Genomic DNA, 26,336 nt, shown 5'->3' on the forward strand with positions numbered 1-26,336 from the left:
ATTTAGAAAGTGCCGGCTAGCTTGAAGATCGGCAGATACAGAGCGATCACGATGCCGCCGACCAGTGTACCGAGAACCACCATAATGAGTGGCTCAAGCAGGGTGGACAAGGTATCGACAGCGTTTTCGACCTCACTTTCATAGAACTCGGCAACCTTGAACAGCATGTTGTCCAGCGCGCCGGACTCTTCGCCGATCGCAACCATTTGAACCACCATGTTGGGAAACAGGTTGGTCTGCTTCATCGCCAACTGAAGCTGATGGCCCACCGCAATGTCTTCGCGCATCTGGCGCACGGCGTCACCGTAAACAATGCTGCCGGTGGCACCAGCCACAGCGTCCAGTGCCTCGACCAGGGGGACACCGGCGCGGAAAGTCACACCCAACGTGCGCGCAAAGCGGGCGACGGCCGAGTTACGCACGATATCGCCCATGACCGGCATTTTCAGCGCGACCCGATCCATGAAATGCGCAAATTTTGGAGAGCGTTTTTTTGCGATGACGATGGCTGCAATGCTGCCGCCGATAATTCCAATAACAAGCCACCAATAGCTTTGCATGAACGTCGATGCATCAATCAGCATCTGGGTTGGAGCAGGTAGCTGTGCGCCAGCATCTTCAAAGGTCTTGGCGAATACCGGCACCACGAACAACAGCATGATCAAGATGACCACAAAAACCACGGCCAGCACTATCATCGGGTAAAACAGCGCCTTCTTGATCTTTTTCTTGAGCGCTTCGGTGCGCTCCTTGTAAGTGGCCACCGTATCGAGCACGGTATCCAGTACACCTGAGGTTTCACCCGCGTGGACCAAATTGCAATAAAGCTCATCGAACTGCAGCGGGTATTGGGCCAGCGCCTCATGCAAGGCAGCACCGCCCTCAATGCTCTGTTTTACCTCAAGTAGCATATTTTTGAAGCGGATGTTTTTCTGGCCATCCGCGATGATGTCGAACGACTGCACCATCGGCACGCCTGATGCCATCATGGTCGCGATCTGCCGGCTGAAGATGGCGACGTCTCCCGGTTTGACCTTCTTGCCGGTGGCTCCAAACAGCGGTTTTGCGCGCTCCCGTACGGTTTGCGGGTTCATGCCCTGGCGACGAAGTTCGGCCTTGACCAATGAGGCGTTCTTTGCCGGCATGTCGCCTTTCATGCGTTTGCCGCGCTTGTCCAGCGCTACCCATTCGTAAGTCGTTTGCTTGCTGACTTCAGCGCGCTGAACACCGAGTGCCCGCGCCTTGTTTGCTGCTGTGTTAGCCGTGGCCATGCCGTTTTCCCCTGTGGTCCAGCTCAGACCCGTCAGCAGCATGCTGCTGACAAGGTATTTAGCCAATTTATATCAAATCACGACCGCAAACCGTGGTCGCGTGCGCAAGTTCATCGCAGCATTCGGGGCGGTTTGCGGCTTAATCTTTGGTCACGCGATCAATTTCCGCGAGACTTGTAAAACCATTTTTGACTTTGAGCATCGCTGACGCGCGCAGATCATTGATGCCCGCCGCTTTGGCCACTTCGGCAATTTGCAGCGCGTTGCCACCCTTGAGCACGATTTTCTGGATATCTTCAAGCATTGGCATCACCTGGTAGATACCTACCCGACCTTTGTAGCCTTCATTGCAGCCATCGCATCCGACAGCTTGATAAATGACCATACCGGAATCAATATCGGCCTGGGTAAAGCCGGCCTTGAGCAGGACCTCGGGCGGCAGTTCTTGAGGCTTCTTGCACTCGTGCAGGCGCCGCGCCAATCGTTGCGCGATGATCAAGGTGACCGAGGACGTGATGTTGTAAGGCGCAATACCCATGTTCATCAGGCGCGCGATGGTCTGCGCCGCATCATTAGTGTGCAGGGTGGACAGCACCATGTGGCCGGTTTGCGCGGCCTTGATCGCGATCTCGGCGGTCTCCAGATCACGAATCTCGCCGACCATGATCACGTCGGGATCCTGGCGCAGAAACGAGCGCAACGCGCTGGCGAAGGTCATGCCACGTTTGACGTTTTGCTGAACCTGGTTGATGCCCTCGACGCGGATTTCGACCGGATCCTCCACCGTTGATATATTGCGCTCGGCCGTGTTGAGCATATTCAACCCGGTATACAGCGACACCGTCTTACCTGAGCCGGTCGGGCCAGTAACCAGCACCATGCCGTAGGGTTTGTGGATGGCGTCGATATAAAGTTTCTGCTGTTCCGGCTCGTAACCCAGCTTCTCGATGCCGATCTTGGCAGAGGAACCGTCCAGGATACGCAGCACGATCTTCTCGCCGAACAGCGTCGGCAAGGTGCTCACGCGGAAATCGATTGCGCGCGTCTTGGACAGGTTGAGCTTGATGCGGCCATCCTGTGGCACACGTTTTTCAGCGATATCCAGTTGTGCCATGACTTTCAGGCGCGACGAGATACGGTTGGCCATCTTCATCGGTGGGCTGGCAACAGCCTTGAGCATGCCGTCCATGCGTAGACGAACCCGATATTGCGTCTCAAACGGCTCGAAGTGGATGTCCGATGCACCACGACGGATGGCGTCCACGAGAATCTTGTTGATGAACTTGACAACGGGAGCATCGTCATTGGCATTCGCATCGATGCCCGTTTGTTCGGCTTCGTCATCGCCACCCTCTAAATCCAGTCCTTCCAAATCGCCGCCGCCCAAATCGGGCATGGTGTCCCGCATATTGTTGAGCAGGCTTTCGATTACGCGTATCAACGAACCGCGCTCGACCAGGATCGGCTCGACCATGCAGTTGGAATGGAACTTGATCTCATCCAGCGCATGCGACTGCATGGGGTCGGCAATGCCGACAAACAGCCGCTTGCCACGGCGAAACAGCGGCAACGCCTGATGTTTGCTGATCAAAGCCTCGCTGATCAGATCGAGCGGCATATTGGCTGGGTTGAGCGACGCCACATCGATCATTGGCATGCCGAACTCAGCCGAAGCGATCTGTGTGAGCTGAATACTCTCGACGAGATTGTGATCGAGTAGCCAGGAAGCGAAGGTAGCCTTGTTCTGGACGCTGTCGGCCATCGCCTTGCGCACATCGGCCTCGGGCAACATACCCTCGGAAACCAGCCGGCGGGCCATACCAGAGAGCCCCACTAGCGATGGCTGCAATTGTGATGACATGGTTTCTGACCCCTTGCACGTATGTAATTGAATCTACCGCAGTTCGGTCGTCAGGTCATCCCTTTCCTACGTTCGAACACTTATACGGCCGAGCGCCCGTGCTGGATGGCTCATCCGTCTGTCGTTTGCGGGAAGCCCAAGGGATGCGACCGGTGACTTGTGCGATGTTTTCCTGCCTGCGCTGGCGGCTGTTCGTCAGTTGCTGGTGCAGTCAAAGCCGATCTTTGGCGTCCCCGCAAGGCGCTGATGATTTGGATACTGCGCGCTTTCTGCCTGTCGAGTTGCATTCCTTAGGCTTAACGCTTCAGCAGGCTTCACGCTATCATCTGGGGAAGAAAGGGAACCAATCCGTTGAATCGCCTCAGCATCATCCTGCCCGCCAAGAACGAGGCGCCAGCGCTGGCAGCCCTGTTGCCGCGCTTGCGCATTGCCCACCCCGAAGCTGAGATCATCGTGGTCGACGACGGCTCCACCGACGACACTCGCGGCGTCTGCCAGGGCAGCGGCGTCACCTGCCTGTCATCGCCTTATTCCATGGGCAATGGCGCGGCGATCAAGCGTGGCGCGCGTGCCGCGACTGGTGACATCCTGGTGTTCATGGATGGCGACGGCCAGCACGATACGGTCGACATCGCCCGGCTGCTGGAAAAGCTGGAGCAAGGCTATGACATGGTAGTTGGCGCCCGCGACTGGGGCAGCCAGGCTGGGGTGGGGCGCGGCATTGCCAACACCTTGTACAACTGGCTGGCCACCCGCATGACCGGGCATCCCGTGCTCGACCTCACCTCCGGCTTTCGTGCCGTGGGCGCAAACAAGTTCCGTGAGTTTATCCATCTGCTGCCGAATGGCTTCAGTTACCCTACCACCAGCACCATGGCTTTCTTCCGCAGCGCCTATCCAGTCGCCTACGTGCCGATCAAGGCCGCGCAGCGCATCGGCAAGAGCCACATCAAGCCAATACGCGACGGACTGCGTTTCCTATTGATCATCTTCAAGATCGCGACTCTTTACGCACCACTGAAATTGTTCGCACCAACCGCAGTTGCGTTCTTCGCACTTGGTTGGGCGTATTGGGCTTATACCTTTCTTGAATTCCATCGTCTGAGTCTGGTCAGTGTTGCGCTGTGGAGCGCCTCGGTGATCATTTTCCTGATCGGCCTGATTTCGGAGCAGATTACGTCGTTGACCTATCGGCGCGATGCGTAGGTCGATTTGCGTGATGCAGTCATGAGAAAAATGCGTCTGCTCGCATTGACGACGTCATATCCGCTGTACGCGGGTAGTTCCGCTGGCGTATTTGTCCAAAGTCTTTATCGACGCTTGTCAGTCGAATGCGCTATAGATGTGGTCTGCCCCGCTGATTCGAAGCCCATGAAGGCGACGTTTGACGATAGCGCGGCAACGGGCATTCGCATTCATGCGGTGCGTTACGCTCCCAGGGCGTGGCGCAGGTTGGCCCAGGAGTCTGGTGGAATCGTTACGGGCTTGCGGCGCGCGCCGTGGTACGTATTGCTGCTACCGGGATTGCTATTCGGACTGTTTTGGCGCTGCTTGCTGCGCACGGGTGATACGGATTTGATCCATGCCAACTGGGCTGTATGTGGAGCCGTGGCGGGCATCATCGGGCGTTTGCGGAGGAAGCCCGTAGTCACAACGTTGCGCGGCAGCGACGTAACGCGCGCGACACGTTCATGGTTAGACCGAATGATCCTCGGCTTGGCCGTGCGCAACAGTCGAATCGTGATTTGCGTTTCGGAAGCGATGGCTGAGCAGCTGCGTACGCAATTCCCGAGTCGTACTGCCGACATCCATGCATGCCTCAATGGCGCCGATGAGTCATTCTTCCAGATCAACAGGGCCGTCTCCGACGACGCTGGCTTGCGGGTGCTGGCGGTGGGCAACCTGATTCCTCTGAAAGGCTTCGATGTGTTGATCGAGGCTGTCGCGCGTGCGCATCATCGTGAGCAAATGCATGCATGCATCGTCGGCGGTGGGCCCGAACGGGAAGCACTGCTCGCTCTGGCGGCATCCCGTGGCGTGTCTTCCTGTTTCACGTTTGCCGGAACCGTGCCCGCGACCGACATGCCTAAACGAATTTCCGAAGCGGATGTGTTCGTCCTTTCCAGTCGTTCGGAGGGGCGACCCAATGTTGTCGTGGAAGCTTTGGCTGGCGGTTTGCCCGTCATTTCCACCGATCTGGAGGGTGTGCAGGGAATGGTCAAGAACGGTGATACCGGCTGGCTGGTCGCAGTCGATGACCCAGATGCATTGGCCGCTGCGCTGGATCAGGCGGTTACCGATCGCGCAGAACTTCACCGCCGCGGTGCACGTGCACGCGCGGCCGCACGCATCCAGATCGGGACGTGGGTGGATACGGCGCGTTGTTACGAGGCGTTATTCCAGACAGCCTTGGCAGCAGACCGGAGAGGGCACCCATCGTGTGCGGAATAGCGTTTCTCAGGGCCCCAGCGGTCCCGCCTGCTGAGCGTCGCGAACTCATGGATGCCGCCTTGCAACGACTCAAGCATCGCGGCCCCGATGAAACCGGGTGCTTTGCCGGTGACGACTTCGTGGCGGGACACACGCGGCTGGCGATCATCGACGTCAACGGTGGTCATCAACCCATGCGTGACCCTAGTGGGCGCTGGGTCCTAGTGTTCAACGGCGAGATCTACAACTACCGGGAACTGCGATCCCGGTTGGCGGGGCGCTGGGACTTTCGGGATGACAGCGACACCGAAGTGTTGCTGGCCGGGTTGGTCACGGAAGGTGCAAGGTTTGTCGAGCGTCTGGATGGCATGTGGGCGTTCGTGTTGCACGATGTCTCGTCTGGCGACTTATTGCTATCAAGAGATCGCTTCGGCAAAAAGCCCCTGTATTACTGGCGCCATGGTGCAACGTTTGCCTGCGCCTCCGAATTGCCTGCATTGGAAGTGCTGACTCCGGAGGTGAGTGCCACGGAAGATGCTGCGGGCATCGCGGACTATTTCCGCTATGGTTACGCGCTGCCCGGAGCGACCTGTATCGCAGGCGTCAGCGAGGTTTTGCCGGCACACACGATGCGGTTGCGCGCAGACGGGCCCATTGTCCAAGAGCGCTATTGGGCGCCATCGATCGAGCCTTGGACAGGCAGCTTCGAGGATGCGGCCGAGCAGGTGCGCGAACTGTTGACGCAGAGCGTGCGCCGCCGCCAGTTGGCGTCCGACGTTGAAGTCGGGGCGTTCCTTTCCGGAGGCGTCGATTCAACGACCGTATGTGCGCTTGCGCAGGAATCGGGTTTTGGACGGCTGCGAACGTTCACCGCGGGCTTTGCCGAGCCGACTTATGACGAACGCGCGCCCGCAGCGCGGGCGGCAGCCGAGTTGGGAACGTTGCACACGGCTGAAGAAATCAAACCGGATATGGCGGCAGCGCTTGCAATGGAACTGCCCCGTCGCATGGGCCAGCCATTTGGCGATTCCTCGTTGGTCCCCAGCGCATTGGTTGCTTCGGTAGCGGCTCGACACGTCAAGGTGGTGCTGACGGGTGATGGCGCAGACGAGATCTTCGGTGGATATGCCCGATACACGGGCAGATTGCTGCGCCAGCGGTATCACAGGCTGCCGGCTTCGTTGCGTTCGATTGTCGAGCGCGGCGTGCTGGCAACACCTGAGCCTTACGCGCATCACAGCGGTAGCATTTTGAAGCGTGCGCATCTTTTCGTACGGCTGGCACGCGAGGACAGGGATACCTATATAGGGCCGCCGGCCATTCGCAAGGAGACGCTTGCGCAACTGGTGCCCGGCTTGGGTGCAGGAAACTCGATGCCCGATCGGCCATGGCCCGATGATCCGGACGAACTGAGGCACATGTTGCTGATGGATTGCCTGGTCTATTTGCCTCAGGACATTCTGCAGAAAGTCGATCGCGCGACGATGATGCATTCGCTCGAAGCCCGCAGCCCCTTCCTTGACAGAGCGCTGTTTGAATTTGCGATTCGCTTGCCTTGGCAATGGCACTTCTCAGGAATGCGAGGAAAACGCTTGTTGCAGGCGGCCATGCGCGGTCGCGTGCCTGACTTCATCTGGAATCGTCGCAAGCAGGGATTCGCCTCGCCGGTGAGTCACTGGCTACGCCATTGGTTGGGGGATGACCTCCTGGCCATGACGGATTCAGGAGACATTGGTGTCCTGGATGCTGCGGGATTGCGGGCGCTGTTGAGTGAGCACCGCGCAGGGCGTGCCGATCATTCCCAGCCTCTGTGGTTGGCCTATGCCTACCTGCGCTGGCGCGCCGGTTGACCGCGTGACTACATGCGCTGATCGCATATTGCTTGTCTTGCCGAGCCTCGAACGAGGTGGTGGCGAGCGCGTATTGCTGCAATTGGCTGGATCGTTTCTGGCCGCAGGGCGGGAAGTGCACGTGGTTGCCCTGCTTGGCGGCGGTCCACTGCGTCCGCTTGTTCCAGATATGGTGACGTTGCATGAGCTGATCGATGCCGGTGATGCGCCCAAGGGCCTTGCACTGGCATGGAAGGCACTCCCCAAGTTGGCATCGCTCATTAGCACGGTCAAACCACATGCCGTGCTGAGCACGATGACAGGCACGAATTTGCTGGTAGTGTTGGCATGCATGCGGGCACGCATTCGTACCCGTGTTGTCTTGCGGGAAGCATCCAGCCTTGTCAATACGAAAAGTGCCCTGAAACGGCAGGCAATGCGTTGGCTCTATAGGCACGCCGCCGGGCTGGTCGCCGTGTCATCTGGGGTTGCGCGGGATCTGCGTGGGTTGGGCCTCGCAGATGATCGTATCCATGTCATACGCAATCCGGTTGATGTCGAACGGTTGCGGCAGCTCGCGGCTGTCGGCTTGCCGCCATTGATGCAGGACAAAACCCCGTACGTGGTCTCGCTGGGGCGCTTGACCGAAGCGAAGGATTTCCCGACCTTGTTGCGGGCATACGCAACCAGCGCATTGCGCGACAGTCATTACCTCATTATTGTCGGGGAAGGCGAGCAGCGCGCGAATCTGGAAAACCTGATGCGAGATCTCGGGCTGGCAGATCGTGTTTTGCTCATGGGGGCGATGGACAATCCGTATCGTGTGCTTGCCGATGCCTCGTTGCACATTCTTTCTTCCCGCTGGGAAGGTTATCCGAATGTCCTGCTGGAGGCATTGGCGTTGGGAGTTCCGGTGGTATCGACCGATTGCCCGCATGGTCCGCGCGAGATACTCGATGGTGGACGCTACGGTCGCCTTGTGCCTGTTGGCGATGTAGCGGCATTGGCACATGAGATGGACGCGGAACTAAAGCAGTTATCACCCGGATCACCGGCCGTACTCGACGCCCACCTCCCGCAGATCATTGCGTCGCACTACCTCGCTTTACTGGATGGTGCATGTGTGGAAGGTTCGTCATGATCCGACTCGCGTACACATTAATCTGTGCGAACAACAATGGTGGCGGTGTGGAATTCGGGTTGTCGCCATGAAGGTTCTATTTGTTCTTCCAAACATCGCGGTCGGCGGAGTTGAACGCGTCCGTCTGATGCTGATGGAACACCTTTCCGCCCGTGGGATCGAATGTCGCCTCGCATTGCGCCAATGCCGGGGCGAGTTGCTCGGGCGCGCCTTCGGGCTCGCGCCCGTCGATGAACTCGCGCCGCGTGGTTTGTATCAGTTCGTCCCTTCGCTGGTGCGTCTGATCAAGCGTGAGCAGCCGACCCATATAGTCACAGCGTTTCCGGACGTAGGCATTTTGACCTGGCTCGCGCTTAGACTAGCGAGCAGTCGCGCAAAGTGGATACACACTGTCGATGTCACGGATGCCGTGACGGATTCTGATGGCGGAATTTTGGACAGATTGCGATTCAGCATGCGAGGCCGTGCGGCGGGATTTGTGCATCGACGTGTTGATGCAGTAGTCGCGGTTTCGGAAGGAGTGCACGCGGAGCTCACAGGCGAGCAGGCGCTTGATCCGCGACGTGTTGCGATGCTTTACAACCCGGTCGTTCCAGACGTTGAGCTTGGATTGCCGCGGGCGCAAAGGGAGAATGGCGGCCCGTGTCGGATCGTGGCAGTGGGCCGCCTGACGCCTCAAAAAGGGTTCGACATTCTTGTAAACGCGATGGCGCGGGTACGCGGCTCGTGGCAGCTTGCCATCTGGGGTGATGGCGCGGAACGCCCCAGGCTCACCAGGCTTGTCGCCGAGCTGGGCTTGCAGGATCGCATCCAGTTGTGTGGCTACGCGCCAGATCCCTTTCGCGCGATGCGTGACGCCGATGTGTTCGTGATGCCATCGCGATACGAAGGCTTCGGCAACGTCCTAGTTGAGGCGCTCGCATGTCAGTGCCAGATTGTTGCCACCGACTGCCCCCATGGGCCGCGTGAAATTCTGCAGGATGGACGTTTGGGTGAGCTGGTGCCGGTCGAGGATGCGGACGCGATGGCGGCGGCGATCGAGCGAGTCATGAGCGGACAGCGTCGCGTCAATCCGGAATTTTTGCTTGATCGAGCGCGTGGCTTCTCGGTGTCGAAGTCCGGCAACAAATGGGAATTGCTGCTGCACCGACTGGCTGCCACATGAATGAGGCAGGAAGGGGTTCTTGGTCGTGGCGGCAACGCCCGCTTGGTGATTGAGACCTCCCCAAGTCTCTCAGGCTTCGCGCGCCGCCTCTGTCGGCGTGCATAGGACGTTTTGGAATTCCTCGATATTGTCGACGTTAAGTGCCGTTAGGCGGCCACCGTGATGAATTGTCTCGAAGGTGTAATCCAGCCCCGAAAGGAACGCCAGGATGTCCTTGGCACGATAGCCAGCCGTCGTTGCTGTGGTGTCCTGGATTTCCACGATGAGTACCGGTTTGAATCGTCGGAGAATCTGCTCCGCGCCCATGAGGCATGGCAACTCGGCGCCCTCGATGTCGATCTTGATCAGATCGATGCGCTCCATAGGATGTTTGGCCAACCACGCATCCAGCGTTGTGACGGGGATGCGTTGCAGTGGAGGTTGGCCGGTTGCAGCACCGAACAAGCTGCCAAGTCCGTGGTGCTCGTCACTGGCCGTACCCTGGCCACAAGAGTCAAAAATCGGTACGTTGTCGGCGGGCACGTCAGATAGACCCACGCGCACGACGGCGATCTGCTGGATTCGGTTACGCTTGACGTTGGCTTCAAGCTCATCGGCGATTGCGTCGATTGGCTCGAATGCGATGACATGGCCGGTATGGCCAACGCGTTTGGCAGCGATCATCGAAATCTCTCCGATGTTCGCACCCACGTCGATTACGGTCATGCCGGGCCTTAGCATGCGATTGAAGAGCACGACAATTCTTCGGTTGTAATAGCCGGTCCAGAAGATCCGGCGCTGCATATGTTCAGACAAACTGAGGTCGACGTTCAGGTCACTGTCGAAGTCTCGAACCTGGATCTTGCCTTGAGCACGCCTGAAGCAAGCTTGCAAAATAAGTTGTGGGGCCGGAAATCTGCCGCCGAACGAGAATAAGTTTCCGACGTTGCGCAGGAACAGCAGCAGCCACTGCTTCATGGAGGGCGGTGCGGCCTGGATGTTGTAGTGGGTAGTCAAGTGGAGTCGCCTGGGTGTTGACGCGTGAACGACATGGAGCCGTATTGTTCAATTGCTCGGTTGCCGCGATGATGGCGCAGTACATAGATGAATGCGTGGTGCGGCCGGGTTGCTCAAGTGGGCTGAGCGGTTACTTCTTAATTGGCTACGCTCGCGTACGGCGTGGTGCGAAGTACTCCAATATCAGAGCACCACCACCAATCGCTGTCATCGACCACTCCGAGCACGCCAATGCCAGGGCCATGCCTGTCACGCCGTGTCCAGCGGTGAGTGGGACAGCTGCAATCATCAGTACAACCACGCCGACGATTTCGAATCCCACCCGAACCCATGGCCGGCTCAGCGCCATAAGCACATTGCCCAATGACATGCGCAGAGCCATTCCGGGAAGGGCGACACACAGCCAACGGACTGCGTGGTCGAGGCCAAGGTACTTGGCGCCAAAAAGCCATTCGAGTAGCGGCGCAGCCAGCCACAGGACAATCGCGATGGCGAGGCTGTAGACAAGGGTGGCACTGAAGATCCAGAACAGTAGCGCACCAGTACGCGTCGGATTCTCGTTGCCTTCGCGAAACAACCTAGGAAGCGCCGACTCCGTCATGGCGCTGACCGGAAGCATGGTGGCGGCAATGATACGCGTGCTGACGGCGTACAAGCCGGCGGACGACAGTGGCAACAATTTGGTGGCAATCGTTTTGTCGAGTTCTGCCGGGCCGCTGGCGGTAATGCTCAGTGCGGCGTAACCGGTGTTGCTGCGCAATTCGCTGATTTCCGGAAGGCGCCATTTGCGCGGAGACGGCCACGCGGATGGAAACGTTCGCACCGCCAGCACGAGCGCCAGCAGCGAGACCGCCGGGTACGCGTAGCCATAGGCAAGCAGAGGATCCGAGGGGTGCGTCATGAATACGCCAGCGGCGGCGGCGAGGCGCAGCACCATTGGTAGGGTCTTCAGCAGTTGCGAACGGGCAATGCGTCCAAGTCCCTGATGTTCGGATACGGCAAGGCGAAACAACGCCTGCAGCCATATTTCGGTGATACCGATGGCCAATAGCACCATCCAGGGTATCTCGGCAACGCGCAGCACCAGCGCGCAAACAGCGAGATAAATGGCCAGCAACACACCGCCGCACAAAAGTATTGTGGGGATCGCGTAGGCCAGCACTTGGTCGCGGCGCAACGGCTCCTTGCAGACCTCGCTTAGCAGCACGATATGAGTGCCGAAGGTCGAAACAGTTCCAAGGAGTACGGCCAGCGAGGCGACGCCGGCGAACGCACCGAACTGGTGCGGCCCCAGCATCCTCGCAACCAACAGCAACGTACCGGCCTGAATCAGCGTGTACAAACCCAATATGAAGGTTGTGCGGATGGTGCCGCGTGCTATGGGGCCTTTCATGGACGGTCGAGACGTCCTTTACGTGCAGGCAGCGCGAATATAAATTCGTTGCAGCCCAACCCGAGCGTGAGGGTCTGGCGTTGCAACTCGAATCTATCGGTAGTCAATCTGCGCACGACATCTTCCGGTTTTGCAACCTCAAATGGGTATCCGCCCAGCCAATCTCGCCAGTCGTGAAAGAGCGACATGCCGCGCTTTCGCACATATTGCCGTGCATGGGTGCCCGGCACGTGGAAATTCCGCAAGTCTTGCCATAGGGCGTACATGGAAAATAGCGGGTAGAACGCGGCTCCAACCAGCCAACGTCCGGGGGGGCCGCTGCAATAGAGACGCTTTATTGCGTGCCAAGCCTTCGAGCGCAAACCCTGATCGTTGTATAGCGCGAGGAGCAAAGTGCCGTGTTGCGCTACGCGCGATTGGGCCAGTTCGATGGCGGGCCACATGGCTCCCGTGTGGTGCAGGACGCCCCAGCTGTACACCAAATCAAATTGATCCAGCCCGGCCATGAATACGGGATCCAGCGCTGAGCCTCGCATGATTCGCCAATTCGTTGCGCGGGAGGCATAGCGCCTGCGTAGTTCTTCCGTGCATGCGACCGAATCGGCGTCAAAATCGAAGGACACGACATCGGCTCCAAGTTGGTGCATCACCAGACTCGACAGCCCGCTGCCCGAACCGATGTCCAGCGCACGAACGCCATGCAAGTCATCTCTGCCGAGCGACTCGCACAATCTGGCCCGCGCCTCATCGATTCGGTGCTCGTCGAGCGTCGTGAGAAAGGATTTCCAGTTTCGACCGAACGCGAACCGTAGGTGCGGGTCTTCGTGACGGGCAGGTTGATCAGGTGAATTCATATTGTGATTTTACCAGTGCGAAAACGCCACGCTCGAGCCGCGTCGATGACGCGTGTGCTATTCATTGGATTTGGTAGTTGCGTCGATTTGCTTGCGGAATTCACGGATATTGCCGTTCAGACGTCCTCCTATATTGAGACGCTGCAGCTCTTGAATTTGGCGCATCGCGGCATCGTGGCGACTCGATGCTAGTAGCATGCGCACCAGCGTGACGCGATAGGCTGGCTCGTTCGGAGCGTCGTTCACGGCACTTTCGGTCATGCGAAGGCCTAGGGCGTGGTTGCCCAACACGTTCCATGCGTAGTCGCCGTAGGTGGCTTGCAGGCGCGCGCTGGGCATGGGGTGACCCAGCGCAGCCTCGAAGGCTTGCATCATGCGATCAGTGAGCATTGGGCAGGCGCCATCCCGAGAGCATTGCGTCAGCGCGGCCAGCGAGCTTTCGTCTTGCACGCCGGGCTTTCGCGCTTTGAGCTTGGCGATCATGCTGTCCCACCACTGCGCCTTCAGTGGGAGCCCCATGCGTGAATTCATGAAGATCAGAGCCTGCTGGGGCAGGATCGAAGACTCGGGGAAATTCGCGGCCTTTTCCAGTGGCGCATAAGCCAAATGCGTGTACGGCGAAGCAGGGTCGTAGTGCGAATAGATGATGTACGTGCGGCCCAGTTCATATTGGGCGCGTGGCGAATCGGGTGCGCGTGCCGCCAGATCCTTTGCCAGTCGCAACGGATCACCCCAGGCATATGCCGTCATCGCGGTCAGTGTGGTCCAATGCAGCAGCAGTCCCGCCAACAACACGTGTCCCGCCAGCAACACGTATCGAAGCCACGCAACGCGAAACGATCGTGGCACGGCCAGCAGGGGCAAGATCGCCAGCAGCAGGCCGAAACTGGCGAAGTAGTTCCGATGCTCGTAGATCAGTTCCAGCTGCAGGATCGTGCCGGTCAGCAGTTGGCAGCCAAGGAACAGCGCGATGCCCAGCGCGGCCAGCGGACGGCGTGTGCGCAGCCACAGCATCAGTGCCACCAGCGCGATCAGCAGGAACAGGCTGGCCAGCGTGCTCCACGGCGCCAGCAGTCCGGTCGAGATGCGGAAATCATCGTGATAGAACGACAGCGCATCCGGCGTCGGCAGCAGGGTCCAGCGAATGTAGTCGACCACGATGCGTGTCTCGCTGAGCAGGCGCGTGCCCAGCGTGAAATCGCGGGTGGCCCAGGCTTGCGGTTTCAGCAGGCCGGGCAGCAACCAGCCAAGGCCGATCAGCATCGGCAGCACCAGCACAACCACGAAACTGCCGAAAATCCGCCAGTCACGTTTGCCTGACGATGTGCGGAAGCGGAACAGCATCCACTCCACCAGCAACGCATACAGCGGCAGCATCACCGCGGTTTCCTTGGCCAGCAGACCAAACGCCGTGGGCAGCGTGATACTGAGCAGGCACAGGGCGAAACCGCGTGCGTCGGGAGAAAAACGACCCCACCGCAATCCGGCGCGATGGTCAGGCAGCAAAGTGGATGCCGCCAGCATACGCCGGCGCCCGATCACATAGCCGATCAGGCCAAGCAGCACGAACAGGTTCGCCATGCTCTCCATGCGCTGCACCACGTAGAGCACCGCCGTGAGGTTGATCGGCAGCAGCATCCAGCCAGCGGCGATCAGCGCAGCGATGATGCCGGTGTGGCGCTCTTGCTCGGTAGGAGCGTACCCTGTGCGCGAAGGCTCCTGTTCACACATTGGCAAAGAGCTATCGCGCACAGGGTGCGCTCCTACAACAACCGACCGCAGCAACAGCCGCGCCAGCACAAACACCAGCAGTCCATTCAGCAGATGGATGACCAGGTTGGTCAGCTTCATCGCGTACGGATCAAGCCCGCTGGTGAGGTAGTTGGCAGCGAAACTGAGCGAGGCCAGCGGTCGCTTGAAATCACTGGCGGGCGACGACAGCGTGGCACGCACCAGCGCCGGAATGCTCACTTCACTGGGTTGTACGCCATGGTTGTCTACGATGTTGGGGTAGTCGTCGAACAGCCAGCTGCCGCTGAGACCGGGCCAGTAAATCGCGGTCACCAGCAGCAGCGCGACAACAAGCAGCCCCGCACCCGCATGGCGGCGAAGGTATATGGGGATCATCCGGTGAAACCCGTCACCGAGTGGCGCATGACCGGGCCATCGATGCAGCGCACGCGGGCAGTCGACGACGCGAACGTCGTGCCCAAGGTGCCGTCATGTGGCAGGCAATCTTCATCGGCCGTTGCGTGACGGTCGTGTTCAAGACGAATGGGCGGGCGACACTGCGGCCGCTGTTGCTGCGCTGGTCGGTGCGATCGAGGTCGCTGGTGCTGTTGCTGGCAGCGTTGTACGGCAGCTGGCTGGAACCAGGTCGGGGTCGCCAGCCACCACGCTGCAGCTCCAGCTGATCGGTGCGGCGTTGTTGTTACCAGCGTTTTCCGAAGGGCTCAGCAGCAGTACCGGGTCCGGCGTGGCGCCGGTGTCCCGGGTGGTCAGGGTGATGCGCCCATCGGCGGCAATCGCGACGTGCGCCACGTACGGGCCGGCCGTTGCTGCCGGGCTGTAGTTCAGCTCGCCGGCCTGGATGTGGGCCAGCCCGCCATGCACGGTGGCCGACTCCATTACCACCACCTTGGCCGCGTCGGTGACCTTGAGTGCGTCTGCGATGCGATTGCTGGCCTGGTGACCGCGCCAGGCGGGAATTGCGATGGCGGCCACCACCGCCAGCGCGAGGATCAACACGATGATCGTGATGGCGGATATGCCTCGTTGTGCATTCATGAGCAGGACTCCATGGCTCGAGGGATGACAGAGCGGAAGCGCTTTGCCGTCGGCAACTGTAGTTCAAGCAGTAGCGTGCCGGTCAAACTTATCCCGATCCCGTGCCTTTCCCCATGGTCTTTGCTGCTTGTTGTTGCCTGAGCACCTTAATTGCATCGGCATTGATGGCGCGGTCGTTGACCAAAAGTCGGCGAAGCAGTGGCAATCGATGGTAGTCAGTGTTTTGCAACGTCTCGATAGCCTGGTCATAGAGCCCGGCGCTGGCCAGATGTTTGGCTTGCAGGCGTGGTATCTCTGCATCCGGATCCTTTGCATAGGCCGCTTCAAGCTGCCGGATGACCTCATCCAGATTGCCGTGGGCCAGAGCCAATTCATAGAGTTGGTAATGCAGAAACCCATTGGCTATACCGTTGGCATAGCTGGGGTTGTCCAGCAGCGCATGAACCAGGCCTTGCCAGCTTGTGGCATTCAGCGCGGTGCAACGATGGGCATCGGCGAGTATCCGCAAATTCTTGATATTGGCGAATCCGCTGCTGTCGTAGGGGGCTGCACGTAAAAGGGTCGTCGATTCTCGCATGTCGTCAGGTGACAACGTGCCCAGCACGCATTTCAGGTAGATCTGGTTTTCGACCAGGCCAGTGTTGTCGGAATATTTCGCGAGAATGGTATCAACGGTTGCCGCCGCCATGGTCAGCTGGCCGTGCTGATACAGGCGATCGACCAGCATGGTCTGCGCCCGGATGGAGTCGGGCTGGTTTGCAGCCCACACCATGGCGAGATGGTCCTCGGAGTCGTAGACCCGGGCGCTGAGCGCAGTGGTGAAAGCGGACGCCGCCAGCCACAAGGCAGCTACGCCCAGCAGGCGCTTGCGCAACGTGGGCTCGCGCACGCCCGTAAGCCCGATGGCGATGGCGATGAACGGCCCGATGATCGGTACGTAGTTGCGGTGCTCGAAGTACAGCTCCAGCATAACGGTACTGCTTTCGATGACCTGCCCCCCCAAGTACCAGAGTATTGCCAGCGCCAGCAACGGCCGCCGCTTTCGCTCCACGAAGGCGACGAGCGCAGCGCCCAGCATACAAGCCATGGCAGGGAGTGTTGTCCACGGTGACAACAGATGACGGGAAATAGTGAAGCTATCGTGGTACAGCCCGTAAACGCCGAAGCGTGGCAAAAAGATATCGCCCAGGTAATCGAGCAGGATGCGCGGTTCGGTGAGCAGCCGCTGACCCAGTGTAAAATCGCGGTTCTCGCTGCCCAGGGCGAACTGCGGGATATTGATCAGCAAGTAGCCAAACACAAACAGCGCAGCTGGCCAGAGCAACAGCCGTCGCCACCATTGCAGCCGCTGCGGCAACCGTGTCACCTGCGTGTGCAGCATGGTGGCATCCAGCACCAGCGCGTACAGCGGCAACAGGATGCCATTTTCCTTGCTGAGAAAAGCCAGCATCGTACACACGCCCAGGCCCAGCGCCATCCATGCGGCGCGGCGCGGCGCACTCGTGTGTTCGTCCAGCAGGCCTTTCAAATAGGCCAGCAGCCCGAGCAGCACGAACAGCGCCATCAGCAGTGTCATGCGTTGTACGACCAGCAATACGCCCGAAATCTGGATGGGGTTCAACAACCACGCTGCAGTGGCCAGCAGTGCGGCGAGGTTGGTTGCGGTGGTTATCGCTGCCGGGTCGCGATCGTGGCCACCGGCGTAGTGTCGCGCCAGCACGGCGGTCAGCCGATACACCAACACCCCGCACAGCAGATGAATGCCGAGATTGACCAGCTTGAAGGGGAAGGGATGATCCGGCCAAGATGCCTTCTGCGGCAGGAAGCTGAGCATCGCCAGCGGGCGTCCGGGGAAGTTGCGCGGCTGCGACAGGTAGATGCCCAGGTCGCGCAAGCTCGCTACGTGATCGATGCTGGCCAGAGCTGCCAGATTGGGAAAGTCGTCGAACAGGAACGGCCCGTGGAGACCGGGCCAGTACAGCGCAGCGCAGAGCGCCAACAGGGCGGCCAGCCACAGCCAGCGGTAGGTCAACGTCATGGGGTCATCGCAGGCTGGAGGAACGGCGCAGTATGCCCGAAACGCCACCTGTCACTGGCAGGTTTGCGGCAGGTACATCACCGGCGCATCGCTGCTGCAGACCCACTGCGTGCTGCCGCCGGCAGAGTTCATCGTGAATGCTACTTGTGTGCCACGCAGTTGCTCGGACACGGTGTTGTTGCGCATGTGCGCCGTGATCACGCAACTGCCGCCGACGGTGTTGACATCGGTGCTGGTGACGTAGAGGCCCGAGTAGCTGGTAGTGTTGCTGGCCAGGTCAACGCCGGAGGCGCTGCCAATGATCGGACACGAGCCGTTCTGATTGTAGTAAGTCGTCACGTCGCTCTTCAGGCCGTCGGCGAGGGTGAACGCCTCGCTCAACTGCGACTTGGCGATGGAACGGGCATACGCCGTGATCGCCAGGCTGGCCAGGATCGCGATGACCGCGACCACGGTCATCAATTCGATCAGCGTGAATCCGCGTGAGTGTTTCATGGATGCTCCCCCTTGCATATCTTGGGTGAAGCAAGCTCCAAGCCATTGAAGCATGCGCGTCTACGTGAAGCATGGGCCAAAGAAAGGCCCCTCTAAAGAAGAGGGGCCTTGATTGCAATGTTACCGGTACGGCCAAGGATTAATGGCAGGTCGCCGGGGTGTACTTCGGAAGGATCGCTGCCGCGGGCACGCAGCTCCAAGTGAACGTGCCACCATTGTTGGTGCCGTTGAACACCACGGTGTAGCCACCGAGCGGCTGGGACACCGAGCCGGCGGCCTTGAACGTGACGGTGATCGGACAGAGCGTACCCGCGGCGACACTGGCGCCGACAGTAGCGCTAGCCACATATTTGCCCGCATAGCTGGCTCCGGTGGACGCCAGGCCGCCACTGGTTACGGCAGTACCCCCAACCACCGGGCAGGCACCCGTCTGATTGAAATACTCGACAATTGGCGTCTTCAGACCGTCGGCGACGGTCTGCGACTCGGCGAACTGGGTCTTGGTGATATAGGTCTGGTACGCCGGGATCGCGATGGCGGCCAGGATCGCGATGATCGCAACCACGATCATCAGTTCGATCAGGGTAAAGCCTTTCTGCATGCTCTTCATGGTGGTTCCTTGTGTGTTGGTTAGCTAACCGTAGTGATGCCCCCTAAGCCCCGGTCCCCCATCCCCCTAGGCAGGATCGGACCCCATACTTGTGGTCAGTGACGACCAGGAAGCTCATGGCAGATCAAGCACGGCACGTGCCATCTCTGCACCCGGCCGGTATTTGTGCGTGGCGGGTTGCGGAATTTTGCGCGTGCGCACACAAGGCAGCAAGCGATAAGCCCGCCGAATTTGAGGATTTGTCTAACACGTCTCGTGATGTCATCGCTGCCGGTAAATAAATGTCATCAAGTGACGTGACACGTCACTTTTGGCGGCCAATCCATGGGGCGATTGACAACACGAGGATCGGTTGCTGTTGATCAGTTGAGAAGACGGCTGTGTAATCGGCGTTCTGCTGCTGCAGCGGCAGGAACTGCAAGACCTGCCCGCGTGAGGCAAAGGCCTGCTGCAGTTGTGTCAGCTGCTTTTTTCTGCCCGGCATTCGCTGGTTTCAACCGCTCCATCGGCAGGGCATGTTTCATCAGGTCGCCTGCCACTTATTCGTAAGGTACGTAGAACTCGGGCAACTGGTCGACGTCCTTGCCGCCGGACATGGCTTGCGCCAGCACATCGAAAGTGCGGCTTCCTCTCGGCGACAACGCACCTACTACTAGTCGTGGTCCACGCTAGGAGCGGTTGCGGTATTCCGGGCGGCGGTCCTTGGCAAGGTCGGCGTCGCTCAGCTGATCGGCTGCCACCACCAGCCGATCGACTTCGCCCACGATGAACACTGGCTGTGCCTGGCAGATGACGTGGAAGCCATAGCCGAAGGCCACCATTTGCAGAATTACGATGATCGACAGATCCAGCCTTCACAGCCGTTTGGCTTTACCCGGGCTCATCACCAGCAGGGTCAACAGCGGACCGAAGGCGATATCGACGCCCATCAGCAACGGGATCAGGCTACTGGCACCTGCAGCAACGAAGTACGGTGGCGGGAATCACAGCATGTACAGCAGGGCGGCGACGATCGCCGCGAGGATCAGACTGATCGACAGATGGAGGACGGCGGCTTTTCAGCGTGACATGGCGTGGCTTCGATGGCGATGGACAGATGATGACGAAATATACGATGTCGCGTGGGTCGGCGCAGCAGGTTTGTGCCTGATTGGGTTGGACGAAGCCAGCCGCACCGAGCTCACAACCCGGAATCCATTTTGTAGGAGCGCACCCTATGCGTGATGCCTTTGCCAATGCCTTTGCAGGCGTGGAGAAAAGCATCGCGCACTACGGGCCTGCCGCGTACCGAGCTTGCCTGAGGATTGCTTGGCGCTTACCGTGATGGTTTGACTCAACCGGGAAAATCACGATGAAACCTTTGATTGCCGCGCTGCTGCTGGCGCTGCTGGCGACGCCTGCGATGGCGGGCGATGTGGTGGATACCAGCTTCGTCAAGATGCAGGGGCCACACCCCTTCAACATTCGCGACTTGGTGATGATGGATCGGGTGAGTGATCCGCAGCTCTCGCCGGATGGGCGATATGCGGCGTTTGGGGTGCGCAGTACGGACTATGCGGCGAACAAGGGTGTGAACGCGGTTTATGTGCTGGATCTTGCTGATCATTCGGCGGGTAATGTTAAACCGGTGAAGGTGCTCGACAAGGCGAGCTCGGCGCGCTGGTCGGCAGACGGGCGCAGTCTCTATTACGTGGCACCGGTGGGCGGCGTGGCTCAGCTTTGGCGGGTGGACCTTGGCGGCAAAAGTGGCTTGAATCTGTCGGCCCACGCCAACCCGGTGCAGGTGAGTCACGCACCGCTGGATCTGGGCGCGTACAAGCTGTCGCCAGATGGTAAGCGTGTGCTGTTGTCGTATGAGGTGTTTACAGATTGCGCCACGCTGACATGTACAAAGGAGCGTGTTGACGCGCGTGACAAGGACAAGGCCAGCGGCACGCTTTACACCAAGCTGTTCGTGCGGCATTGGGATACATGGGCCAACGGTCGGCGTAATCAGCTGTTTGTCGCCAGCTTTGATGGCAGCGGACAACTGCCTGCCGAGCCGACGTTACTGAGCCGTGGCATCGATGGGGACATTCCGAGCAAGCCGTTCGGTGATGAGAGCGAGTTCTCTTTTTCTCCGGACGGTGAGAGCGTCTATTTCGATGTGCGCATCGCGGGCAACAGCGAGCCGTGGTCGACCAATTTCGACGTTTATCGCGTGCCGGTGGAGGGTTCGTCCGCGCCGAAAAATCTTACCGCGGATAACAAGGCGTGGGATGCGTATCCGGTGCCTTCGCCTGACGGCAAGACGCTTTACTACCTGGCCATGAAGACGCCCGGCTTCGAGGCCGATCGCTTTGCGATCATGGCGCTGGATCTGGCGACGGGAGCGAAGCATGAGGTTGATCCGCGCTGGGATCGCTCGCCGGGAGGCATGACGATTTCCCCTGATGGCAAAATGCTGTATGCCACGACCGATGCTGAAGGTCAGCATCCACTGTTCGCGATCAGTACGTCCAATGGTGAAGTCACGCGACTGTCTGGTGACGGCGCGGTAGAAGGTTATTCGTTGGCCGCAGGCAAGTTGCTAATGGCTAGCGATGACCTGAAGCGGCCAGTCGACTTGTATCTGGCATCGGCAACGGGGGCGCATTCGAAGCAGGTCACACACTTCAATGCGGAGGGTCTGAAAAATGCCAAGGTCGGTGATTTCGAGTTCTTCAAGTTTGCGGGCTGGAACAACGAGACGGTACAGGGTTACGTGGTAAAGCCGGTCGATTATCAGCCGGGAAAGACCTATCCGGTGGCTTTCATCATTCATGGTGGCCCGCAAGGTGCGATGAGCAATGAGTGGAGCTATCGTTGGAACCCGCAGACTTACGCTGGGCAGGGCTTTGCGGTGGTAACGATCAACTTCCATGGTTCCACCGGTTACGGCCAGGCGTTTACTGATGCGATCTCGGGCGACTGGGGTGGCAAGCCGCTGGAGGATTTGAAACTCGGCTGGAAGGCTGCATTGGATAAATACAGTTTCCTCGATGGCGATCGTGCCTGTGCACTCGGCGCGAGCTACGGCGGCTATATGACCTACTGGATCGCCGGGGTGTGGAATCAGCCGTGGAAGTGCCTGGTGGATCATGATGGCGTGTTCGATGCGCGCGCGATGTACTACGACACCGAGGAGCTGTGGTTCGAGGAAAAGGAAAACGGCGGCACGCCATTCGACCAGCCGCAGAACTACGAGAAATTCAATCCGGTCAATCACGTCAAGGACTGGCGCGTACCGATGTTGATCGTGCACAGCGGTGACGATTTCCGCATTCCTATCACGCAAGGTCTGGGAGCATTCACTGCATTGCAGCGTCGCGGTATCCCCAGCGAACTGCTGACCTTTCCGGACGAGAACCACTGGGTGCTGAAGCCGCATAACAGCGTGCAGTGGCACGATGCTGTCAACGCGTGGCTCAAGCAATGGACGGCGAAGGATGCACCCAAGGCGCCATCGAACTGATTCGGTCGAACCCCATGAAAACGACGGCCAAGGGTCGCCGTTTTCGTTGCTCGCCTTTGTATATAGATAGCGACGTTATAGCCACTTCGCCCGTTTGAGTGCAACAAAAAGTCCGCCGACGACTATGAGCATGACGACGATGACGGCGGGGTAAGCCCATGGTTGGGCGAGTTCGGGCATGTGGGTGAAGTTCATGCCGTACCAGCTGGTGAGCAGGGTGGGGGCAGCCAGCATGGCGGCCCAGCCGGCGAGTTTTTTCATGACTTCGTTCTGGCCGTAGGTGACCAGGGAAAGGTTGACGTTGATGGCGGCGGCGAGCATTTCGCGCATGGCGCTGATCGATTCGTTGACGCGGAATACGTGATCGTAGACGTCGCGGAAATACGCGCGCAGTTCCTTTGGTATCAGATTCGCATGCAGCCGTGTCAGCTGGCTGATGACGTCCTGCATGGGTGCCACGGCAAGGCGCAGCGTCATCAAGTCACGTTGCATGTCATAAAGCCGCCGCACCGTGCTGCGCTTGAACGTCTCGGCGAAGATGTCTTTTTCCAGCTGCTGCAATTCTTCACGGAACTCGCGCACGATGGGCAGCAGGTTGTCGACGATGAAATCCAGGATGCTGTAGAGCGCGTAACTCGGGCCATGCGCCATCAGCTCGGGCGTATGTTCGCAAGCGCGCCGTGCTGGCGCGTAGGAAAGCGATGCGCCGTGGCGCACGCTGACCAGATAACGGGGGCCGAGAAAAATGTGGGTTTCGCCCAGCGCGAGTTGTCCTTCGACGAGTTGCGCCGTCTGCACCACGACGAACAACGAGTCGCCATAGGTTTCGATCTTGGTGCGCTGATGCGCCGTATGCGCATCCTCGATCGCCAGATCATGCAGGCCGAATTCTTGCTGCAGCTTCAGCAGTAATTCTTCGTCTGGCTCATGCAGTCCGACCCATACGAAAGTGTCCGACTCGGTCAGCACATCGCTTATGGCCTCAAGAGCGATGTCGCCGATTCGGCTGCCATCCTTCCGATAGGCGATGCAGTTGACCACCATTTTCCTGTCGGTGACGAGTGGTGCGGGCTGGGCTGGTGTTGTCAGGTTCATGTCAAACATGATGCCCCGCGTCCGAAGACAGGGCAATTGCAGTGCGCGCTATGCAGAAAGACGTGCCTTCTGCCGCAGGCTCCATGCCAGCACCAGCCAGCAGGGTAGCGCGAACAATAGCCATGGCTGATTCTGTTGTACGACACCGGGTAACAGATGCAGTAGCAGGGCGGCCAGCATCGCCAGCAGTTGCAACGGCAGCAATATTTCGATGAAACGCGGAGGCGCGCTGCCACGACGTGCACGCCATACGGTGGGTAGCAGTAGAAATGCGAACGGATTGAACAAAAACAGGTTGGCGTTGGCCCATGCGGAGTGGTGAGTGGTCAGTGTCCACAGCACCAGCAGCAGGATGCCGACGACACCGGCTGCGAACAGGTACAGCGAGCTCAGCAGGGCGTAGCCGATGGGCCACCAGCGTCGCGTCAGCAGGATCACTACAGCGAGGAACAGGCCGGCTGCTGCCAGCGGAAGTCGCAGATCGGGGGCGTTAACTGGTGGCACGTCCAGCCGATTGGGCGAGATGAGTTGCTCGCTCTGCACCAGCGGTTGCGTACCGTCATGGCCGTTGTCGATCCGCACCGTGCGCAGTTGTTCCTGCAGCACCATGGGCAGAAAGCTTTCCTGCCAGGCGTTGAGCGGCTCGTCGGCATACGGTCCGAGGCCCAGATCGAGCACCAACATCAGCCATGGCTGGGCACTCATCAGGCGAGCGGTCTGCTGGCGAAACGTCATGCCGCCGGGCCGCGCCATCAGTTGTGTTTTCAACGCGCCACCAAGAATCTTGTCCAGCGCATCGCGCACGCGGGTGGTGCAGTTGTCGGCGTAGTAGTCGTAGTTGTAGCCGGCGTTTTCCGGGCGCAGGTTCCACAGTAGAAAGTCGCGCAGCGCACTGGCCTGTTGCGGCGTGAACGCAAGACGCTGGCGTGTGACCGAACGGCCGTCCTGCGTGTAGCTGGCCTGCTCGGGTGCGCTGTATTCGGCGTCCATCAGGTAATGCATATGGCCGCGTGCGAAATTGACGAAGAAGTTCGACTCGTTGAAATCGAACACACCATAGTTGAAGTCGACCGACTCGCCGGGAACGGTGTCACGCACTTCAATCGCATCGTGACCAAAGCGTTCCCAGTAGGTTTCGCCAGGGCCATAGCTGATCAGTGAGACTTCCAGATTCGTGCCCGGTGCATTGGCGACGCTGGCATCGGCCGCGGACATGCTGTCGACTAAAAGCAGGCCGACAAAAACCAGTATGAGCGGCAAAAGTCGATTCATGAGATGCATGGGGGCCGGCCGAAGTAGGCAAGGATTGGAGTGATGATTTTCGCCATTTCTGATGTCGAGGTGGAATCGAAAGACGCGCCCGTTCGATCAAGAAACGGAAACCGCTGCCGTTTCAATCCTTGCCTTGTCGCAGCACGCGAAACGCCTGCACGCGGCGATCATCTGCTTCGGTGACGTGGAACAGATAAATCCCGATGACCACTTCCTCACCAACTTCAGGTAGGTGGCCAAATTCCGAAGTGACCATGCCGCCGACGGTGTCATATTCCTCGTCGGAAAAATCGGCGCCGGTGTTTTCGTTGAAGTCGGCAATAGGCGTCAGCGCGCTGACGATCCAGTCGCCGCCGGGCTGTTCGTGCATCAATTCGGGTTCGTCGTCGTCGTGCTCGTCGTCGATCTCGCCGACGATTTGTTCGAGCACGTCCTCAATGGTGATCAGGCCAGCCACACCACCGTATTCGTCCATCACCACGGCCATATGATTGCGGGTGAGTCGGAACTCGGCCAGCAACACGTTGAGCCGCATCGATTCGGGAATCAGCACGGCCGGGCGGAGGATCGTGAGGATGTCGAACTGACTGGCATCGCCAAAGAATTTCAGCAGATCCTTGGCCAGCAGGATGCCGAGGATGTCGTCCTTGTCCTCGCCATGCACGGGAAAGCGCGAGTGGCCGGATTTCACCACCACGGCCAACATGTCCGAGAGCGACGATTCGGCAGCGAGCATCACGATCTGCGCGCGCGGGACCATGACATCGTCGACGCTCAGCTCGGTGACCTTGATGGCACCCTCGACCATGGTCAGGGTGTCGACGGATAGCAGTCCGTTGGTCTGGGCGGCGCGCAACTCCTCGATCAATTCGACGCGGTTGCGTGGTTCGCCGGAAAACATATGGCCCAGTCGGTCCCACCAACTACGGTGCGCCGGGCCGCTGGTACTGCCAGGGTCGTCGTTCATTTATCGCGTGGGTGCTGCCCGCTAACGGGACGGTAAATCGAGTTTAACGGAAAATTCGTGACGATTCAGCGCAGTGGCGTTGATGTGCGGATGACGGTGTGGTGTAACAGACTACGCAAGTTTCTCCAAAGCGGGCGCACCTACCGGTACGGATCGGCAATGCCGAGGCCGGCCAGGATCCGTGTTTCCAGTGCCTCCATCACCTCGGCTTCGCTGCTCTTGATGTGATCGTAGCCAAGCAGGTGCAGCACACCGTGGATGGTCATATGCGCCCAGTGATCGCGTGGCAGCTTGTTTTGTTCCGCGGCTTCCCGCAGAACCACCGGGGCACATATGGCCAGATCGCCGAGCAGCGGCAACTTGAATTCCGGTGGCAGCTCCGCGGGGAAGGACAGTACGTTGGTCGCATAGTCCTTGCCGCGGTAATCGCGATTGAGTGCGCGCCCCTCATCGCTATCGACAATGCGGATGGCCAGCTCCGCGGGCTTGCGATATTTCGCTCCGCGCAGCGCCGCATCCACCCATTGCCGAAAACTGATGGCAGCGGGCAGGCCTGATCGCGGCAGCGCATAGCCGATGGCGACGACGGAATGTGTGGAAGCCTTGCTGCTGCCATGAGTCATGATGATGGCCTTTCAG

The 26,336-nt window shown here is 59.3% G+C and carries 22 protein-coding genes; 6 read left to right on the forward strand and 16 right to left on the reverse strand.

What is annotated here, in order from left to right:
• Nucleotides 1-2: 2 nt before the first annotated feature.
• Together HDE80_RS02310 and pilB are read right to left on the reverse strand one after the other, a co-directional pair.
• The gene (locus tag HDE80_RS02310; protein ID WP_184667438.1) at nt 3-1,271 is read right to left on the reverse strand and encodes a type II secretion system F family protein; all 1,269 of its coding nucleotides are present in this window, start codon (nt 1,269-1,271) and stop codon (nt 3-5) included.
• A 139-nt stretch (nt 1,272-1,410) separates the two neighbouring features.
• The gene (gene pilB, locus HDE80_RS02315; RefSeq protein ID WP_184667440.1) at nt 1,411-3,132 is read right to left on the reverse strand and encodes a type IV-A pilus assembly ATPase PilB; all 1,722 of its coding nucleotides are present in this window, start codon (nt 3,130-3,132) and stop codon (nt 1,411-1,413) included.
• 351 nt (nt 3,133-3,483) lie between these two features.
• Between pilB and HDE80_RS02320 the strand changes: the two genes are divergently transcribed.
• From HDE80_RS02320 to HDE80_RS02340, 5 genes are all read left to right on the forward strand, one after another.
• A complete protein-coding gene (locus HDE80_RS02320) occupies nt 3,484-4,338 on the forward strand; it encodes a glycosyltransferase family 2 protein (RefSeq protein WP_184667442.1) in 855 nt (284 codons plus the stop codon).
• 30 nt (nt 4,339-4,368) lie between these two features.
• A complete protein-coding gene (locus HDE80_RS02325; RefSeq protein WP_255483561.1) occupies nt 4,369-5,583 on the forward strand; it encodes a glycosyltransferase in 1,215 nt (404 codons plus the stop codon).
• A gap of 47 nt (nt 5,584-5,630) precedes the next feature.
• Nucleotides 5,631-7,412, forward strand: a complete 1,782-nt coding sequence (gene asnB, locus HDE80_RS02330; protein ID WP_255483537.1) for an asparagine synthase (glutamine-hydrolyzing) — start codon at nt 5,631-5,633, stop codon at nt 7,410-7,412.
• A gap of 4 nt (nt 7,413-7,416) precedes the next feature.
• Nucleotides 7,417-8,532 carry a glycosyltransferase gene (locus tag HDE80_RS02335; RefSeq protein WP_184667448.1) on the forward strand — a complete coding sequence of 372 codons (1,116 nt, stop codon included), beginning with the start codon at nt 7,417-7,419 and terminating at the stop codon, nt 8,530-8,532.
• 67 nt (nt 8,533-8,599) lie between these two features.
• Nucleotides 8,600-9,697, forward strand: coding sequence for a glycosyltransferase (locus HDE80_RS02340; protein WP_184667450.1), 1,098 nt, complete (start codon nt 8,600-8,602; stop codon nt 9,695-9,697).
• Between the two features lie 69 nt (nt 9,698-9,766).
• Here the strand turns inward: HDE80_RS02340 and HDE80_RS02345 are convergent, their stop codons facing one another.
• The 10 genes from HDE80_RS02345 to HDE80_RS02390 form a co-directional block, all read right to left on the reverse strand.
• Nucleotides 9,767-10,693, reverse strand: coding sequence for an FkbM family methyltransferase (locus tag HDE80_RS02345; protein WP_184667452.1), 927 nt, complete (start codon nt 10,691-10,693; stop codon nt 9,767-9,769).
• Nucleotides 10,694-10,838: 145 nt separating this feature from the next.
• Entirely contained in the window at nt 10,839-12,086 is a 1,248-nt protein-coding gene (locus tag HDE80_RS02350; protein WP_184667453.1) for an oligosaccharide flippase family protein, read from the reverse strand.
• Nucleotides 12,083-12,940 (reverse strand): class I SAM-dependent methyltransferase, encoded by an 858-nt coding sequence (locus HDE80_RS02355; protein WP_184667455.1) that lies wholly within the window; start codon nt 12,938-12,940, stop codon nt 12,083-12,085. The genes HDE80_RS02350 and HDE80_RS02355 overlap by 4 nt, the downstream gene beginning before the upstream one ends.
• Before the next feature lie 57 nt (nt 12,941-12,997).
• Complete coding sequence (locus HDE80_RS02360; protein WP_184667457.1) at nt 12,998-15,067, reverse strand: hypothetical protein; 2,070 nt, start codon at nt 15,065-15,067, stop codon at nt 12,998-13,000.
• Nucleotides 15,068-15,205: 138 nt separating this feature from the next.
• Nucleotides 15,206-15,727 (reverse strand): pilin, encoded by a 522-nt coding sequence (locus tag HDE80_RS02365; RefSeq protein WP_184667459.1) that lies wholly within the window; start codon nt 15,725-15,727, stop codon nt 15,206-15,208.
• Nucleotides 15,728-15,815: 88 nt separating this feature from the next.
• The gene (locus tag HDE80_RS02370) at nt 15,816-17,765 is read right to left on the reverse strand and encodes a hypothetical protein (RefSeq protein WP_184667461.1); all 1,950 of its coding nucleotides are present in this window, start codon (nt 17,763-17,765) and stop codon (nt 15,816-15,818) included.
• A gap of 51 nt (nt 17,766-17,816) precedes the next feature.
• Entirely contained in the window at nt 17,817-18,260 is a 444-nt protein-coding gene (locus HDE80_RS02375; RefSeq protein WP_184667463.1) for a pilin, read from the reverse strand.
• 139 nt (nt 18,261-18,399) lie between these two features.
• Nucleotides 18,400-18,870: a pilin gene (locus tag HDE80_RS02380; RefSeq protein ID WP_184667465.1), complete on the reverse strand. Its 471-nt coding sequence runs from the start codon at nt 18,868-18,870 to the stop codon at nt 18,400-18,402.
• A gap of 362 nt (nt 18,871-19,232) precedes the next feature.
• A complete protein-coding gene (locus tag HDE80_RS02385) occupies nt 19,233-19,394 on the reverse strand; it encodes a hypothetical protein (RefSeq protein WP_184667467.1) in 162 nt (53 codons plus the stop codon).
• Nucleotides 19,395-19,538: 144 nt separating this feature from the next.
• A complete protein-coding gene (locus HDE80_RS02390; RefSeq protein WP_184667469.1) occupies nt 19,539-19,691 on the reverse strand; it encodes a hypothetical protein in 153 nt (50 codons plus the stop codon).
• Nucleotides 19,692-20,221: 530 nt separating this feature from the next.
• Between HDE80_RS02390 and HDE80_RS02395 the strand changes: the two genes are divergently transcribed.
• Nucleotides 20,222-22,363, forward strand: a complete 2,142-nt coding sequence (locus tag HDE80_RS02395; RefSeq protein WP_184667471.1) for a S9 family peptidase — start codon at nt 20,222-20,224, stop codon at nt 22,361-22,363.
• A gap of 75 nt (nt 22,364-22,438) precedes the next feature.
• Here the strand turns inward: HDE80_RS02395 and corA are convergent, their stop codons facing one another.
• From corA to ybeY, 4 genes are all read right to left on the reverse strand, one after another.
• Nucleotides 22,439-23,458: a magnesium/cobalt transporter CorA gene (gene corA / locus HDE80_RS02400; RefSeq protein ID WP_255483563.1), complete on the reverse strand. Its 1,020-nt coding sequence runs from the start codon at nt 23,456-23,458 to the stop codon at nt 22,439-22,441.
• Between the two features lie 48 nt (nt 23,459-23,506).
• A complete protein-coding gene (locus HDE80_RS02405) occupies nt 23,507-24,739 on the reverse strand; it encodes a DUF4105 domain-containing protein (RefSeq protein WP_184667473.1) in 1,233 nt (410 codons plus the stop codon).
• Between the two features lie 112 nt (nt 24,740-24,851).
• A complete protein-coding gene (locus HDE80_RS02410; protein ID WP_184667481.1) occupies nt 24,852-25,697 on the reverse strand; it encodes a transporter associated domain-containing protein in 846 nt (281 codons plus the stop codon).
• Between the two features lie 140 nt (nt 25,698-25,837).
• Nucleotides 25,838-26,320: an rRNA maturation RNase YbeY gene (gene ybeY, locus HDE80_RS02415; protein ID WP_184667483.1), complete on the reverse strand. Its 483-nt coding sequence runs from the start codon at nt 26,318-26,320 to the stop codon at nt 25,838-25,840.
• Nucleotides 26,321-26,336: the final 16 nt, after the last annotated feature.

This window comes from Rhodanobacter sp. A1T4 (genome assembly GCF_014207185.1).
Lineage (GTDB): Bacteria > Pseudomonadota > Gammaproteobacteria > Xanthomonadales > Rhodanobacteraceae > Rhodanobacter.

Coding starts and splice junctions, on each gene's coding strand:
- HDE80_RS02310 (WP_184667438.1), bottom strand. CDS start 1,271: ATGGCCACGGCTAACACAGCAGCAAACAAGGCGCGGGCACTCGGTGTT.
- pilB (WP_184667440.1), bottom strand. CDS start 3,132: ATGTCATCACAATTGCAGCCATCGCTAGTGGGGCTCTCTGGTATGGCC.
- HDE80_RS02325 (WP_255483561.1), top strand. CDS start 4,369: ATGCGTCTGCTCGCATTGACGACGTCATATCCGCTGTACGCGGGTAGT.
- asnB (WP_255483537.1), top strand. CDS start 5,631: ATGGATGCCGCCTTGCAACGACTCAAGCATCGCGGCCCCGATGAAACC.
- HDE80_RS02340 (WP_184667450.1), top strand. CDS start 8,600: ATGAAGGTTCTATTTGTTCTTCCAAACATCGCGGTCGGCGGAGTTGAA.
- HDE80_RS02350 (WP_184667453.1), bottom strand. CDS start 12,086: ATGAAAGGCCCCATAGCACGCGGCACCATCCGCACAACCTTCATATTG.
- HDE80_RS02355 (WP_184667455.1), bottom strand. CDS start 12,940: ATGAATTCACCTGATCAACCTGCCCGTCACGAAGACCCGCACCTACGG.
- HDE80_RS02360 (WP_184667457.1), bottom strand. CDS start 15,067: ATGATCCCCATATACCTTCGCCGCCATGCGGGTGCGGGGCTGCTTGTT.
- HDE80_RS02365 (WP_184667459.1), bottom strand. CDS start 15,727: ATGAATGCACAACGAGGCATATCCGCCATCACGATCATCGTGTTGATC.
- HDE80_RS02370 (WP_184667461.1), bottom strand. CDS start 17,765: ATGACGTTGACCTACCGCTGGCTGTGGCTGGCCGCCCTGTTGGCGCTC.
- HDE80_RS02375 (WP_184667463.1), bottom strand. CDS start 18,260: ATGAAACACTCACGCGGATTCACGCTGATCGAATTGATGACCGTGGTC.
- HDE80_RS02380 (WP_184667465.1), bottom strand. CDS start 18,870: ATGAAGAGCATGCAGAAAGGCTTTACCCTGATCGAACTGATGATCGTG.
- HDE80_RS02385 (WP_184667467.1), bottom strand. CDS start 19,394: ATGAAACATGCCCTGCCGATGGAGCGGTTGAAACCAGCGAATGCCGGG.
- HDE80_RS02390 (WP_184667469.1), bottom strand. CDS start 19,691: ATGGTGGCCTTCGGCTATGGCTTCCACGTCATCTGCCAGGCACAGCCA.
- HDE80_RS02395 (WP_184667471.1), top strand. CDS start 20,222: ATGAAACCTTTGATTGCCGCGCTGCTGCTGGCGCTGCTGGCGACGCCT.
- corA (WP_255483563.1), bottom strand. CDS start 23,458: ATGAACCTGACAACACCAGCCCAGCCCGCACCACTCGTCACCGACAGG.
- HDE80_RS02405 (WP_184667473.1), bottom strand. CDS start 24,739: ATGCATCTCATGAATCGACTTTTGCCGCTCATACTGGTTTTTGTCGGC.
- HDE80_RS02410 (WP_184667481.1), bottom strand. CDS start 25,697: ATGAACGACGACCCTGGCAGTACCAGCGGCCCGGCGCACCGTAGTTGG.
- ybeY (WP_184667483.1), bottom strand. CDS start 26,320: ATGACTCATGGCAGCAGCAAGGCTTCCACACATTCCGTCGTCGCCATC.